This window comes from Achromobacter marplatensis (assembly GCF_049060505.1).
Lineage (GTDB): Bacteria > Pseudomonadota > Gammaproteobacteria > Burkholderiales > Burkholderiaceae_B > Achromobacter > Achromobacter marplatensis_A.
Map to the genome: position 1 here is coordinate 43,974 of NZ_JBMGRB010000002.1, position 14,307 is coordinate 58,280.

The 14,307-nt window shown below is 68.3% G+C and carries 8 protein-coding genes; 6 read left to right on the forward strand and 2 right to left on the reverse strand.

Going from position 1 to position 14,307, the window contains the following annotated elements:
- From glgX to fhuF, 5 genes are all read left to right on the forward strand, one after another.
- Nucleotides 1-2,112, forward strand: coding sequence for a glycogen debranching protein GlgX (gene glgX, locus ACI0FO_RS05050; protein WP_416024632.1), 2,112 nt, complete (start codon nucleotides 1-3; stop codon nucleotides 2,110-2,112).
- Nucleotides 2,109-3,935: a malto-oligosyltrehalose trehalohydrolase gene (treZ, locus tag ACI0FO_RS05055; protein ID WP_416024634.1), complete on the forward strand. Its 1,827-nt coding sequence runs from the start codon at nucleotides 2,109-2,111 to the stop codon at nucleotides 3,933-3,935. Before glgX ends, treZ begins: the two co-directional genes overlap by 4 nt.
- Nucleotides 3,932-6,160 (forward strand): 4-alpha-glucanotransferase, encoded by a 2,229-nt coding sequence (gene malQ, locus ACI0FO_RS05060; protein WP_416024635.1) that lies wholly within the window; start codon nucleotides 3,932-3,934, stop codon nucleotides 6,158-6,160. Before treZ ends, malQ begins: the two co-directional genes overlap by 4 nt.
- Nucleotides 6,161-6,169: 9 nt before the next feature.
- Nucleotides 6,170-8,827, forward strand: coding sequence for a malto-oligosyltrehalose synthase (gene treY, locus ACI0FO_RS05065; RefSeq protein ID WP_416024637.1), 2,658 nt, complete (start codon nucleotides 6,170-6,172; stop codon nucleotides 8,825-8,827).
- Between the two features lie 140 nt (nucleotides 8,828-8,967).
- Nucleotides 8,968-9,726, forward strand: a complete 759-nt coding sequence (gene fhuF, locus ACI0FO_RS05070; protein WP_416024639.1) for a siderophore-iron reductase FhuF — start codon at nucleotides 8,968-8,970, stop codon at nucleotides 9,724-9,726.
- Here the strand turns inward: fhuF and fhuE are convergent.
- Both fhuE and ACI0FO_RS05080 read right to left on the reverse strand, forming a co-directional pair.
- Nucleotides 9,723-11,855: a ferric-rhodotorulic acid/ferric-coprogen receptor FhuE gene (gene fhuE / locus ACI0FO_RS05075; protein ID WP_416024641.1), complete on the reverse strand. Its 2,133-nt coding sequence runs from the start codon at nucleotides 11,853-11,855 to the stop codon at nucleotides 9,723-9,725. The genes fhuF and fhuE overlap by 4 nt on opposite strands.
- A gap of 245 nt (nucleotides 11,856-12,100) precedes the next feature.
- Nucleotides 12,101-12,973 carry a GntR family transcriptional regulator gene (locus ACI0FO_RS05080; protein ID WP_416024643.1) on the reverse strand — a complete coding sequence of 291 codons (873 nt, stop codon included), beginning with the start codon at nucleotides 12,971-12,973 and terminating at the stop codon, nucleotides 12,101-12,103.
- 170 nt (nucleotides 12,974-13,143) lie between these two features.
- On the opposite strand from ACI0FO_RS05080, the gene ACI0FO_RS05085 reads away from it, so the two are divergent.
- The gene (locus ACI0FO_RS05085) at nucleotides 13,144-14,307 is read left to right on the forward strand and encodes a C45 family autoproteolytic acyltransferase/hydolase (RefSeq protein ID WP_416024644.1); all 1,164 of its coding nucleotides are present in this window, start codon (nucleotides 13,144-13,146) and stop codon (nucleotides 14,305-14,307) included.

The window sequence follows — 14,307 nt, forward strand, 5'->3', positions numbered from 1 at the left end:
ATGGATCCCTCTCAACTGCCCCGCCTCACGACCGGCCAGCCGTATCCGCTGGGCGCGGTCAGCGACGGCCTGGGCGTGAACTTCGCCGTCTTTTCGGCCAACGCCACGCGCATCGAACTGTGCGTGTTCGATGCACGCGGCCGCAAGGAACTGCGGCGCTTCGATTTGCCCGAATGCACCGACGAAATCTGGCATGGCTACCTGCCCGATGCCCAGCCGGGGCTGGTGTACGGCTACCGCGCGCACGGCCCTTATGACCCGCGTAACGGGCACCGATTCAATCCGCACAAGCTGCTGCTGGACCCCTACGCGCGCCAACTGACCGGCTCGCCCAGCTGGAGCGACGCGCTGTTCGGCTACCGGCTGAATCACGCCCGCGCGGACTTGTCGATGGACCGCCGCGACAGCGCGCCCGCAATGCCCAAAGCCATCGTGACGGAAGACGTGCCGTTCAACTGGGGCAACAGCAAGGCGCCACACACCGCGTGGGCCGACACGACCATCTACGAAGTGCATTTGCGCGGCGTCTCGATGCAGCGCGAAGACCTGCGCCAGCCGCTGCGCGGCACCTGCGCCGCCCTGGCGGACCCGCGTTTCATTGAACACCTGCACCGCCTGGGCGTCACCGCCGTTGAATTGCTGCCGGTGCACGCCTTTCTGCAAGACCGGTTTTTGCTTGAACGCGGGTTGCGCAATTACTGGGGCTACAACACCCTGTCGTTCTTCGCGCCCGAACCCGCGTATCTGCAGCGCGGCCCGAACGACCTGCGCCAGGCGGTGCGCCGCTTGCACGCGGCCGGCCTGGAAGTGATTCTGGACGTGGTCTACAACCATACCTGCGAAGGCAGCGAACTCGGGCCCACGATGTCGTGGCGCGGACTCGACAACGCCAGCTATTACCGCCTGATGCCGGGCGAAGAGCGCTACTACATCAACGACACCGGTTGCGGCAACACGGTGAACCTGTCGCATCCGCGCGTGCTGCAGATGGTGATGGATTCGCTGCGCTATTGGACGCAGTCTTACGGGGTGGATGGGTTCCGTTTCGACCTGGGCGTGACGCTTGGGCGCGAAGGCACGGGCTTCGACCCGGGATCCGGCTTCTTCGATGCCCTGCTGCAGGATCCGGCGCTGGCCGGCGTGAAGCTGATCTCGGAACCGTGGGACATCGGCCCCGACGGCTATCAACTAGGTAACCACCCGCCCGGGCTGGCCGAATGGAACGACCGCTACCGCGACACCGTCCGCCGCTACTGGCGCGGCGATGAAGGCATGCGCGGCGACATGGCGGCCCGGCTGTGCGGCTCACGCGACGTCTTCGACCGGCGCCACCGCCGGCCCTGGGCCAGCGTGAACTTCGTGGCCTCGCACGATGGCTTCACCACCCAGGACCTGGTCAGCTACGACGCCAGCCACAACGAGGCCAACGGCGAGAACGGCAACGACGGCCACGCCGAAAACTACAGCCGCAACTGGGGCGAGGAAGGACCGACGCAGGACGATGCCATCCTGGAGCGGCGCGGCCAGGTGCAGCGGGCGCTGCTGGCGACGCTGTTCCTGTCCGACGGCACGCCGATGATGCTGGCCGGCGATGAATTCGGCAACAGCCAGGACGGCAACAACAACGCGTACTGCCAGGACGGCCCCTTGTCGTGGCTGGACTGGACCCTGGCCCAGAGCGACGCCGGACGCGCGCTGAGCCACTTCGTCGCGCGCGCCGTCGCGCTGCGGCGCGATCACCCCAGCCTGCGCGCCGCGCGCTTCGGCGACGCCGCCCAGGAAGTCTGCCCCGGCGTCGCCGCCATCAGTTGGTTCGACGCGGATGGCAGCCCGATCGGCCAGGCATCGTGGGACGATCCGCAGACCCTCGCCATGGCCCTGCGCCGCGCCGCGTTGCGCGATGACGGCAGCGCGGACATCACCCTGCTGCTGTTGAACCCGGGCGATGAACCCGTTGCGTTCACGCTGCCCCAGCCCGGCCTGCCCTGGATACGCGAACTGGACTCCGCCACACCGGTCCCGGCCGCGCCGGTCTCCGATACCGGCATCACGGTACAAGCCCACGGCCTGGTGCTGCTGTCGGCCGCCTGCATCCCCGGAGGCACATCATGACGGCGTGGCCCGAACCCTATACCCACGGCGCCCTGCCCCTGCCCGACGGCCGCACGCGTTTCCGCCTGTGGGCCCCCACCGCGCCCGCCGCGCTGGCGTTGGTCATTGACGGGCGCGACCCCATCGCGCTGCATCCGGGCCACGATGGCTATGCCCAGATCGAGGTGGATTGCCCGCCCGGCACCCGGTATCGCTACCGCATCGGGGATGGCCTGCTGGTGCCGGATCCGGCATCACGTCAGCAAGACGGCGACGTGCATGGCGCCAGCGTCGTCCCCGGACCCGACGCCTACCCTTGGCAGCACCCGTCCTGGCATGGCCGCCCCTGGTCGGAAGCCGTCATATACGAAGCGCACGCGGGCCTGGCGGGCGGCTTTGCAGGGCTGACCGCCAAGCTGCCCGAGCTGGCCGCGCTGGGCGTCACCGTGGTCGAGCTGATGCCCGTGGCCGACTTCCCCGGCCCGCGCAACTGGGGCTACGACGGCGTGCTGCCCTATGCGCCGGATGAAGCCTATGGCTCGCCGGACGCGCTCAAGCGCCTGATCGACACGGCGCACGGCTTGGGCATCAGCATGATGCTGGACGTGGTCTACAACCATTTCGGCCCCGACGGCAACTATCTGCCGCAATACGCTGCGCCATTCTTCCGGCACGACGTGTCAACGCCGTGGGGCCCTGCCATCGATTTCCGCCAGCCCGCCGTGCGCCGCTACTTCGAAGAAAACGCCTTGTACTGGCTGACGGAATTCCGCTTCGACGGCCTGCGGCTCGACGCCGTGCACGCCATCCCCGACCCGGAGTGGCTGGTGGAACTGGCGCAGTTCGTGCGTGGCCAGATTCCGGCGCAGCGCCATATCCACCTGGTCCTGGAAAACGACGACAACCGCGCCAGCCTGCTCAGCCAGGGTTATGACGCGCAATGGAACGACGACGCGCACCACGTGCTGCACCACCTGTTGACCGGCGAGTCCCACGGCTACTACGCCGACTATGCCGACCAACCCGCCCAGGCCCTGGCGCGTTGCCTGGCGCAGGGCTGGCTGTACCAGGGCCAGCCCTCGCGCGCGCGGCACGGCGCGCTGCGCGGCGAACCCAGCGGCCATCTTCCGCCCACCGCCTTCGTGCTGTTCCTGCAGAACCACGACCAGACCGGCAACCGCGCGGCGGGCGAGCGCTTGACCGTCCTGGTCGACAACCCGGAGCGCCTGCGCGCCGCGGTTGCGCTGCAACTGCTGGCGCCGCAGATTCCGTTGATCTTCATGGGCGAAGAAAGCGGCAGCCGCGCGCCGTTCCTCTATTTCACCAGCCACGCGGACGCGGCCCTGGCGCAGGCGGTGCGCGACGGACGGCGCCGGGAATTCTCGGCCTTTCCCGGTTTCAGCGCGGCCGATGCCGCCGCCTTGCCGGATCCGAACGCCGAAGCCACTTGGGCGCAAAGCGTGCCGTGGCCCCCCGCAAGCGCCGCGGATGAAGACGGGAACGACGACAGCGGCGATGCGCAGGTTTGGCGCACCCTGTACGGGGCGCTGCTGCACTTGCGCCAGCGCGCGATCGCGCCGCGGCTGCCCGGCACGCGCAGCGTCGAGGCGTGCGCCGTGGGGCCGGATGCGGTGCGCGCGCAATGGCTTCTGGGCGATCGCGCCCTGCTGACGCTTTACGCCAACCTGGGCCCGGACCGGCAAGCGCTGCCCCCCGGCCTGGCGCCGACCGGTCCGCTGTTTTCCTCGCTGCTGTTCGAATCCCGGCCGGGCGCGTTCGACGCGTTGGGCCTGGGTAGCCTGTGCGCCGACAGCACGGTCTGGCTGCTTGAGGACGCCGAATGAACGCGCCCGCCCAAAGCGCCTTGTCGGCCTTGGCCGCCGAGGCGGGGATCATCGAAGACTGGATAGGCGCCGACCACCGTCCGCGCCGTGTTTCGCCTGATACGCTGCGCGCCTTGCTGGGCGCGATGGATCTGCCGGCCGACTCAGACGAGGACATCCGCGACAGCCGTCACCGCCTGGCCGCCGCCTCGGCGCAAAGCCACCTGGCCCCGATGCTGATCGCGCTGCCCGGCGACGCGATCGAGCTCCCCGCGCATTGCGCCGGCATCTGCCAGATACAGGCCACATCGCATTCCCTGATGACCGCCCGCGCCATCAAGGCGGACAACGGCACGGCCACGCTACGCGCGCCCGCCGAACCCGGCTACTACACGTTGACCACGCCCGGCGGCGTCACGACACTGGCGATCGCGCCCCCGCGCGCGCCGGCCATCGACGAGCTACTTCGCGTCAAGGATGCCCGCGCGTGGGGATTGGCCGTCCAGCTCTACAGCCTGCGGCGGCCGTCCCCGGATCTCGCGGTGGCCACGCACGGCTTCGGCGATTTCGGCGCGCTGGGCGACCTGGCCGCCGCTGCGGGGGCCGCAGGCGCGGACGCGCTTGCAATCAGCCCGGTCCATGCCATGTTCGCCGCGGACCCGGCACAATGCAGCCCCTATTCCCCATCCAGCCGCCTGTTCTTGAATACCTTGTACGCAGACCCTGCCAGCGTGCTGGGCAAGGCAGTGGTGCATGACGCATTGGCCGGCATGGATCAGACGCGGTTACGCGCCCTGGACGCGCGGCCGCTGATCGACTGGCCGGCCGCTGCGGCGTCGCGTCTGGAATTGCTGCGGCGCCTGCACGCCCGCTTCCCCGCCACCGCCGCGCCGGCCCAGCGCAAGGCCTATGACGATTACCGCGACGCAGCGGGGCAAGACCTGCGTGACCACGCCTTGTTTGAAGCGTTGCATGCGGACCAGACGCGCGCGCAAGGCGCGCCGGTTCCCTGGACCGCATGGCCGGCCGACCTGCGCGACCCGCGTTCCGCTGCCGTGCAACGCTACGCCGATGCGCACGCGGCGGACGTCGACGCGCACATGTTCAGCCAGTGGCTGGCATCGGCCAGCCTGGCGCAAGCCCAGCAAACCGCGCGCCACGCCGGAATGCGCATCGGGTTGGTGGCGGATCTGGCCGTGGGCGGCAGCCCCGTGGGCAGCCACGCCTGGAGCCGTCAGGCCGACCTGATGACGCGCACCCACGTGGGCGCGCCGCCGGATCTGCACAATCCGCAGGGCCAGGGTTGGGGCCTGACTGCGCTGTCGCCCGCCGCGTTGCGGCAATCGGGATACACGGCGTTTCTGGCGATGCTGCGCGCCAGCCTGGCCCAAGCGGGCGGCGTGCGCATCGACCATATCCTGGGCATGGCGCGAATGTGGCTGATTCCGGATGGCGCCCCGCCTCAAGACGGCGCATATCTGCGCTACCCGCTGACGCCGTTGCTACGCCTGACGGCGCTGGAAGCCTGGCTGCGCCGCGCGCTGGTCATCGGCGAAAACCTGGGCACGGTGCCCGAAGGCTTCGACGACCGCCTGCAGGAACACGGCCTGCTTGGCATGAACGTGCTGTGGTTCATGCGCGCCCCCGATCCGGCGACGAACACGGCCCATCCGATGCCCGACCCATCAACGGCGGCGCCGGACGCACCGGCGATGGCGCCCGATCCGTCAGCGCCGGCGCCTGGCCCCAACGCGCCCCCCGCCGAACCGGCCGATTTCCTGGCGCCCGCCGACTGGCCGCCGCACGCCGTCGCCATGACCACCACGCACGATCTGCCCACGCTGGAGGGCTGGTGGCATGCGCAGGACATCCTGTGGCGCTCGCGGCTAGGGTTGTTGGGTCCGGAACAGGACGAGGCCACGCTGCGCGCCGGACGGCTTGCAGACCGAGCCGCCTTATGGCGCGCCGTGCAGACATCGTCGCCCACCGCATCCACGTTGCCGCTTCCCCGTGAACCGCCGGGCGCGGAATTGCTGGGCTTCGTCGCGGCAACGCCCTGCCCGTTGATGCTGGTGACGCTGGAAGACCTGACGGGCCAATTGGATCAGCCCAATCTGCCCGGCACCGTCGCCCATCACCCCAACTGGCGACAACGCGCCCCGCTGTCCGTCGCCGATTGCCTGAATGCGCCGGCCAGCATCGCGCGCCTGCAATCGGTACGCGCCATTCGAGGACGCCATGACTAGGAGCCCGCCATGAACGCGCCCCGCGCCACCGCGCGCCTGCAACTGCACGCGGGATTCACGCTGGACGACGCCCGTGCGCAGCTTCCGTACTATGCCGCGCTGGGCGTCAGCCACCTGTACCTGTCGCCCATCACCGAAGCCCGTAGCGGGTCGACCCATGGGTACGACGTGATCGATCACCAGCGCGTCAGCGAGGCGCTGGGCGGAGAGCCCGCGTTACGCCGCCTGGCCGCCGCGGCCCAACCGCTGGGCCTGGGGCTGATCGCCGACATCGTGCCTAACCACATGGCCGCGCATCCCGCCAACGCATGGTGGGCCGACGTGCTGCGCCTGGGGCAGCGCAGTCCGCACGCGGGCGCTTTCGATATCGATTGGCAGCCGCCCGACCCGGCCTTGCACGGCAAGATCTTGCTGCCGGTGCTGCCCGAACCTTATGGGCACTGCCTGAAAACGGGCGACATCAGGCTAATCCATGACGCCGATGATTACCGGGTGGCTGTCGGCGACCTGCACTTGCCCGTCGCACCCGGCTTCGCCGCCGACGCCCAGGAGGTCGCCGCCACTTGCGCCGCCTATGATCCCCATGCCGACGACGGGCGTGCACGCCTGCACGACTTGTTGGAACGCCAGCATTACCGGCTGACATGGTGGCGTACCGCGCCCGAGCAGATCAACTGGCGCCGTTTCTTCGAAATCAGCGAACTGGTCGGCGTGCGCGTCGAAGACGAGGCCATCTTCGACGCCGTGCATGGCATGGTGTTGCGGCTGTATCGGGAAGGTGTCCTGGACGGCTTACGCATCGACCACGTCGACGGCCTGGCGAGCCCCGGCGCGTATTTGCGCCGGCTGCGCCAGGCGCTGACGCAGGCCGGCGCGGAACGCGCAAGGGCCTACCTCGTCGTGGAGAAGATACTGGCCGACGGCGAAACCCTGGATTCCCGCTGGCCCGTCGACGGCACGACCGGCTACGACTTCATGGACCAGGTGGGCGCGTTGCTGCATGCGCCCGACGCCGAAGCGCCGCTGAAGGCGTTCTGGAACACGCTAAGCGGCGATCCCCGCGACGCGCCGGCCCAATTGCTGGATGCGCGCCAACGGATGCTGGCCCGGCACTTCCCGGCGGAACGCCTGGCGCTGGCGCATGCGCTGGTAAACGTCGCCCGCCTGGACCCGGCGACGCGCGACTGGACGTTCGCCGCCATTGATCGCGTGCTGACCGCATTGCTGGCCGCGTTTCCGGTGTATCGCACCTATGCGGAAGACGGGGGCCGCAGCCCCGCCGATGTCGATTGGATGGGCATCGCCCTGGACGCGGCTCGCGCGCGGTTGGGGCCGAACACGGCCGACGCACGGCTGCTTGCGCAAATAGGGCAATGGCTTGGCGGCGCTGCGCCGGAAAAAAGCCCGGCGGCACACAGCGGCGCCACTTCCGCCGGCCCTGCCCTGGCCGGCGCGTTGGCGCACGGCCTGCGGCGCTTTCAACAGCTGACGCCGCCGCTGGCGGCCAAAGCGCTGGAAGACACGCTGTTCTACCGGCGCGGGCCGCTGCTGTCGCGCAACGAGGTGGGATCAAGCCCCGAGCGATTTTCGCTGTCGCCCGACGCATTCCACGCGCTCTGCGCCCAGCGCGCCGCCCGCTACCCCCTCGCCATGCTCGCCACGGCCACCCACGACCACAAGCGGGGCGAAGACACGCGAGCCCGCCTGGCCGTGCTGAGTGAAGCGCCCCACGCATGGATCGGCCTTGCCCGAGGCTGGGTCCCGCGCCTGGCCCGGCTTGGCCCCATCGCGCCGGCCGATGCCTATCTGCTGCTGCAATGCCTGGTGGGCGCCTGGCCGCTTGACCTTGCCCCCGATTCTCCGGACGGGCCGTTGGCAAACTACCTGGACCGCATCGCGCAATGGCAGGAAAAGGCGCTGCGCGAGGCCAAGCTGCGCACCAGCTGGACGGATCCCGATCCGGCCTACGAACGCGCGGCGCGCCGTTGCGTCGACGCGCTCAAGGACACGGACGAGGGCCGCGTCCTGCTGCGTGAAATCGGCGAGCACGCGTTGCGCATCGCCCCTGCGGGCCTGGTGAACAGCCTTGCGCAAACCTTGCTACGGTGCACGCTGCCCGGCGTGCCGGATCTCTATCAGGGCACGGACCTATGGGACTTCAGCCTGGTCGATCCCGATAACCGCCGCCCGGTCGATTACGCGGCGCGGGCGGGCCTGCTGGCGTCGGACGATGCAGGCGAACCGATCGCCACGGGCGCACAGGCTTGGCAAACCGGCGCGATCAAGCAGGCCCTGATCCGCCGCGCGCTGCATCTGCGCGCCCGCGATCCCGAGCTGTTCAGCCACGGACGCCACGAACCGCTGACCGTGCACGGTCCGCAGGCTGCCCATGTGGTGGCCTACCTTCGGCGGCACGATGCCCGCAGCGTGCTGGTCGTCGTGCCGCGGTGTTGCGCGCTGGCGCTTAGCGCCTATGCGCAGGGCCAGGCGGCGGCGCAGGCGTACCGCGTCTGGACCGGCACCCGCATGCGGCTCCCAGCGCCAACACTTCCGGACGGCCTGCTGAACACGCTGACCGGACAGCGTCCGCGCATCGACGCCGCTGGCGACATAGACGTGGACGAACTCCTGCGCGATTGCCCGGTCGCGCTGTGCGTCGCCGACTGACACCGCCAGCCCCGCAGCGGCGCATTTGCACTGCCGCCGCTTTCTCTTTACGCTGCGGTTCTTCGCAGGCCGGCATCCGCCGGCCCCGGGTCCCCTTCCTATCCGAACACGATGATCCGTCCCATGCAGGCACCGCGCGCATGATCGCGTTGCTGCAGCCCTTCTTCCGCGAAGACTGGCGCCCCTTCGCCGAAACGGTGCAGCTTGCCGCGCCGCCCGCCGGCGCATGCAAGGCCGCTGCTTTGCTGGGCGATGAACCCCGACTGGCCGACGCGCTTGCCCGCCATCGCCGCCATTGGTCGGATGCCGATCCACGGGCCGTGGCGTCCGCGTGGGCCATGAGCTACCTGTGGACGCTGCTGCCGCCCGTGGCCACGGCCGCCAGCGGCGCGCGCCACGCGCTGCCCACGCGCAGCGACGCCATGTGGATCGAACTGGACGCCAACGCGGCGCCTGCCCGTTTCCAGATCCTGGAGCTGGGCGCCCCGGACCCCGACGGCGACGTGTGGCGCCGGTACGACGCGCTGGTCTGGCACCACCTGCTGCCTTTGGCCGACGCGTTGTTTCACGCCAGCCGGCTGCCGCGCAAAGTGGTGTGGGGCGGCACGGTGCGCTACCTGGAAGTGGTGCTTAAGGCGGTCGAGACGCAGACGCACGGTACGGCGGCAAGCGACGCGGTCCGCCAGGACAGGCTGGCGTTGCTGGAAAACCCCTGGTGGGGCGACCCGGCGCACGGACGCGCTAATCCCCTTTGCCTGCCGCCCCGGACATCACGCGGCCCGGGGCCCGCGGTGACGCTGCACCGCGAGTGCTGCCTCTACCACCTTTTGCCCACCGCGCAATACTGCGCGGCCTGCCCGCTGGCGCCGCAGCATCGGGCCCCCGCCAAGCGCGGTTAATACTGATAGCGCATCGTCATCATGGCGCTGCGCCCCGCGCCCCACGCGCCCTGGCTGTAGAAGCCCACCTGGCTGTAGTACTTGCGGTCGAACAGGTTGTTCACGTTCAGCTGCGCCGACAGATTTCGGTTGAACCGATAGCGCGCCATCAGGTTGGTGATGGCATAACTGCCTTGGCCCACGCGCTCGGCGCCATTGGGGCCGCTGGCGATGGTGTAGACGTGGCTCTGCCAGTTGACGCCGCCGCCCACCGTCAGCTTGTTCCAGTCGCCGGGCAGCTGATACGTCGTAAACACACGCACCAGGCTGCGCGGCTGGTCGGTCTGGATCGCCTTGCCCTCGCCATCGCTGGCGGTCCAATGGGACCAGCCCGCCGCCACGTTCCAGCCCGGCGTGACTTCGCCCGACACTTCCAGGTCGAAGCCTCGGCTGCGCGTGCCTTGCGCGGCCCGATAAGCCTGGTTGATCGTGCCCGGCACCAGGTATCCCGTATCGGCCTGCGCCACGTTGTCCTGATCGATCTGGAACACGGCGGCGCTGGCGTTCAGGCGCCCTTCCAGGAATTCGCCCTTGACGCCCGCCTCGTAGGACTTGCCTTCAAGCGGGTCGAGCCAACCGCCGGTGCGGTCCTGGTAGCTTTGCGGATTGAAAATCCCCGTGTAGCTCACATAGGCGGTGTAGGTGTCGTTGATGTCGTACAGCAGCCCGGCATACGGCGTGAAGGCGTTCTTATCGAAAGCGGTGTGATCGCCGCCGCCGAAGCCGACGGAGTCCGTCTTCCACGTGCTGTAACGGCCGCCGACGATCAGTTTCAGCGGATCGGCCAGATTCAGCCGCAACGCGCCGTACCAGCCGGTTTGCTTGGTCGTGTAGCGGCTGGCCGTGACCGATGTGCCGTTCCAGTCCGGCTCGGGATACGAGCCGTCCCAATCCAGGAAGTTGCCGACCGGCGCGGCGGATAAGGACGACCGGTAGTCGAAGTCCGCGTACTGGCGGTTGAAGCTTGCGCCCACGACGGCCTCGTGGCGGCGGCCGAACATCGTGAACGGGCCCGACGCCTTGACGTCGACGCTGTTCTGCTTGCGGTCGCCCAGATACCAGGACGGCGACGCGCCCATGCCCAGGCCGGTCTCGCGGTCGGGCCACCCGTACAGGTACAACAGCTTGCCGTCCATCTCGTGCTTGGAGTGCGATGCCACCGCCTGCACGCGCCAGTCATTGTCGAAGCGGTGCTCCAGGCTGGCGAACCCGCCTTGGGTTGTGCTTGCCCACGAACTCCAATCGGCCCCCGTGTTCAACGAACGCTTCCAGTCAGTCCGGCCGCCGTCCGCGTACCACAGCGGAAATCCGCCCCAACTGCTGCGCTGCGGGTCATTGTCCTGGTAGTTGAAGCCTGCGCTAAGGGTGGTGCGCGAGGTCAGGTCCGCGTCCACCACGCCGTAGAAAACCGTCTTCTTGTTCTGATAACCATCCAGGAAAGAATGGCTGTCCTGATACGCGGATACGATGCGGCCGCGCACGCTGCCGTCGGTGTTCAGCGGCGTCGACAGATCCAGCGTGCCGCGGTAGTTGTCCCACGTGCCGGCGCTGACGCTAAGGTCCGCCTTGAACTCGCGGCTGATGGCGTGTTTGCGCACCAGGTTGATGGACGCGGAGGGATTGCCGGCGCCGGTCAACAGGCCGGTGGCGCCCCGCACGACCTCCACGCGGTCATAGATGATGGGATCGACGGACGATTCACCGGCGGCGTAACCGGTGTCGAAACTCGTGGGGATGCCGTCATACATGTAGTTGCTGACGGCAAAGCCGCGCGAACTGAACGAGTACCGCTCGCTGTCGTAGTTCTGCACCGAGATGCCTGGCGTGCTGGCCATCACGTCGGCCAGCGACCGCATGTCTTCGTCGTCCATGCGTTGGCGCGTCACGACGGTGACCGATTGCGGCGTCTCGCGCAGCGTCAACGCCAACCCGGTGCCGGCGGCGGTGGCGCGCGGCGTGTATGAACCGGTGCCTTCCGTTGTAGTGGCATCGCCCTCGCCCACCACCTGCACGCTTGGCAGCGTGGATATTCCACCTTCCTGCGCCGCCGCGGCGACGGATGCCAGCGCCAGGAAAAGCCCCCATGCCACGCAAGCGCTGCGTGTGGGATGCCCTTCAAGGGCGCACGGCGTGGATCGGCGACGACGATTGGATGGACGGCCACCCGACCGGTGAACTTGCATGTTGACTCCCTCTCTCACAGCGGTCTGCTGAATCGGGAGGAAGTGTAATGCAACTGATTCGCATCTTCATTATCTGTTGTCGAATTACGACGGCCACGCCGGCAGGTCGCACGCCGGGTTGCGTCTCTGCCCTGCTGGCATCGGGCCCGCGTCTAGATATCCGCCGACCGCGTGATGTGCCGCCTGAGCAGCGCGGTTGCGTAATCGCGATCCCCCTCGGCCAGCGCCGCCAAGATCCCCAGGTGATCCGTACACGCCTGGTGGATATGGACCTCGGCCAAGTGCCCGAAATTGGCGTACTCCGTCATGCGCCGCAACGAGTTCTGGCGCCGCACGGCCTCGGTCAGGAAGCGGTTGTTGGACCATGCCGCCAAGGTCTCGTGAAAGGCCGCGTTGGCGTTGAACCAAGCGTCGCGTTGCAGTTGTCCGATGGGCATCTGCAGGATCTCGGTCTGTTCGCGCTGCAAGGCGGCCAACTGGTCGGGGCGCGGCGCATAGCCCGGTGTCATCAGCGCGTTGCATTCGACGATCAGCCGGAACTCGTAGCTCTCGTTCACCGCCTGCTCGTTGTCCAGGCTTTCCGCGAAGTGCCAGCCATGCCCCGGCAGGCGCTCCGCCAGCCCCTCGGTGGCAAAACGCATCAACGCGCGCCGCACCGCGCCGCGCGTCACCTGAAATTGTTCAACCAGTTGCGCCTCGGACACTTCAGCGCCCAGGCGGCCGACCGCGCGCGCGCTCATCAAATCGCCGTACAGGCTTTCCGATTCGGAATGCGGCATCAGTTCATCCAGGCTTTCGTCGCTGCCTGGTTCACGTTCCAGCCGGTAGCCTTTGCCCGGCGTATACGCCACCAGGCCCTGACGCGTCAGCAGATTCAACGCTTGCCGGATCGGGGACCGCGACACCTTGAGTTCCTGCGCCAGGCGCGCATCCGACAGCCGTTCGCCCACCTGCCAGCGGCCGCCGGAAATCAGCGCCGTGAGCTTGCGGGCGACTTCGATCTGTAGGGGACTTAGCTCCTGCATGGCATCGCGCTCCTGCGCTTCACGAGTGGTTCCTATGCTCAATGCCAATTCGCATCCTTGGCATTCACGTTTTCCCTAGATTTCATATACCGCGCCATAAAACAGATTGACAGCCAACATCCGGGCTATCTAGTGTATTACACAGCAACAAAATACAAAAGGACGGATAGATGGCGATCACTCCCTTTCCCTGCGTGACGTTGACGGGCGGCCCCGAAGAACGCGGCCGCCAGTACGGACAGGCGCTGGCCCCCCGCATCCGCCGCAGCGTGGCACTGTATGGCGGGGCCCTGGATGGATTCGGCATGAGCGCCGCGCAAAAGACCGCCCTGATCGCCGACTACGCGCGCCGCATCGGGGAATTCGACGAAAGCTATGTAGAGGAAATGCACGGCATCGCAGCCGGCGCCGGCGTGCCGTTCGAAGACATTGTGATGATCAACGCCCGTACCGAGGTCATGGCGTTGGCGCGGGCGCAAAGCGCCACGGCCAATCCCGACGACGAGGCCGACGACGGCTGCACCGGGGCGATCCTGCTGCCCGAACGCAGCGCCTCTGGCAATCTGATCCATGCGCAAAACTGGGACTGGCGCGCCGAATGCGCCGACACCGGCGTGGTGCTGCGGGTGCGCCAGGACCACGGCCCCGACTACCTGACCTTCGTCGAAGCGGGCGGGCTGGCGCGCAGCGGCTTGAACGCGGCTGGCGTATCCATCACCGCCAACTACCTGGAATGCGAACGCGACTACCGGTCCCTGGGCGTGCCGCTGGGGCTGATCCGCCGCAAGGTGCTGGAACAGGAACACTTTGCGCTGGCGGCAAAGGTCGTGGCGACCACGCCCAAATCGTGTTCGAACAACATCATGATCGCGTCGGCGGCGGGCTTCGGCATCGACTTCGAATGCGCGCCGGACGAAGCGTTTCCGCTGTACCCGGACGACGGCCTGATCGTGCACGCGAACCACTGGGTCGGCGCCATCGCGCTGTCCAAGCTGCGCGACACGGGCATTCCGCACGTGCCCGAGAGCTTCTACCGCGATTGGCGGGTGCGCCGGCTGCTACAGGCGCAAGGCCGCCTGCTTGACCGCGAAGGCGTCAAAGCCGCTCTGTTCGACGACTTCCTGGCGCCCTATTCCGTCTGCCGCCCCGCGCGCCACGGCGACGGCGGCAACCTGACTGCCACGGTGGCGATGATCGTGATGGAACCGGCACTGGGCATCATGGAAATCGCCCCCATGCCCGCGGCCAATCGGCGCTTCACCACCTACCGGCTGGATGGCGCCGAACCGGGCGACGCGGTCGACGTGCGCGAGTCCGAACTGGCGGCACGCTGA

Bases quoted from the DNA above. Each gene is read 5' to 3' on its own strand.
- glgX (WP_416024632.1), top strand. From the start codon at position 1: ATGGATCCCTCTCAACTGCCCCGCCTCACGACCGGCCAGCCGTATCCG.
- treZ (WP_416024634.1), top strand. From the start codon at position 2,109: ATGACGGCGTGGCCCGAACCCTATACCCACGGCGCCCTGCCCCTGCCC.
- malQ (WP_416024635.1), top strand. From the start codon at position 3,932: ATGAACGCGCCCGCCCAAAGCGCCTTGTCGGCCTTGGCCGCCGAGGCG.
- treY (WP_416024637.1), top strand. From the start codon at position 6,170: ATGAACGCGCCCCGCGCCACCGCGCGCCTGCAACTGCACGCGGGATTC.
- fhuF (WP_416024639.1), top strand. From the start codon at position 8,968: ATGATCGCGTTGCTGCAGCCCTTCTTCCGCGAAGACTGGCGCCCCTTC.
- ACI0FO_RS05080 (WP_416024643.1), bottom strand. From the start codon at position 12,973: ATGCAGGAGCTAAGTCCCCTACAGATCGAAGTCGCCCGCAAGCTCACG.
- ACI0FO_RS05085 (WP_416024644.1), top strand. From the start codon at position 13,144: ATGGCGATCACTCCCTTTCCCTGCGTGACGTTGACGGGCGGCCCCGAA.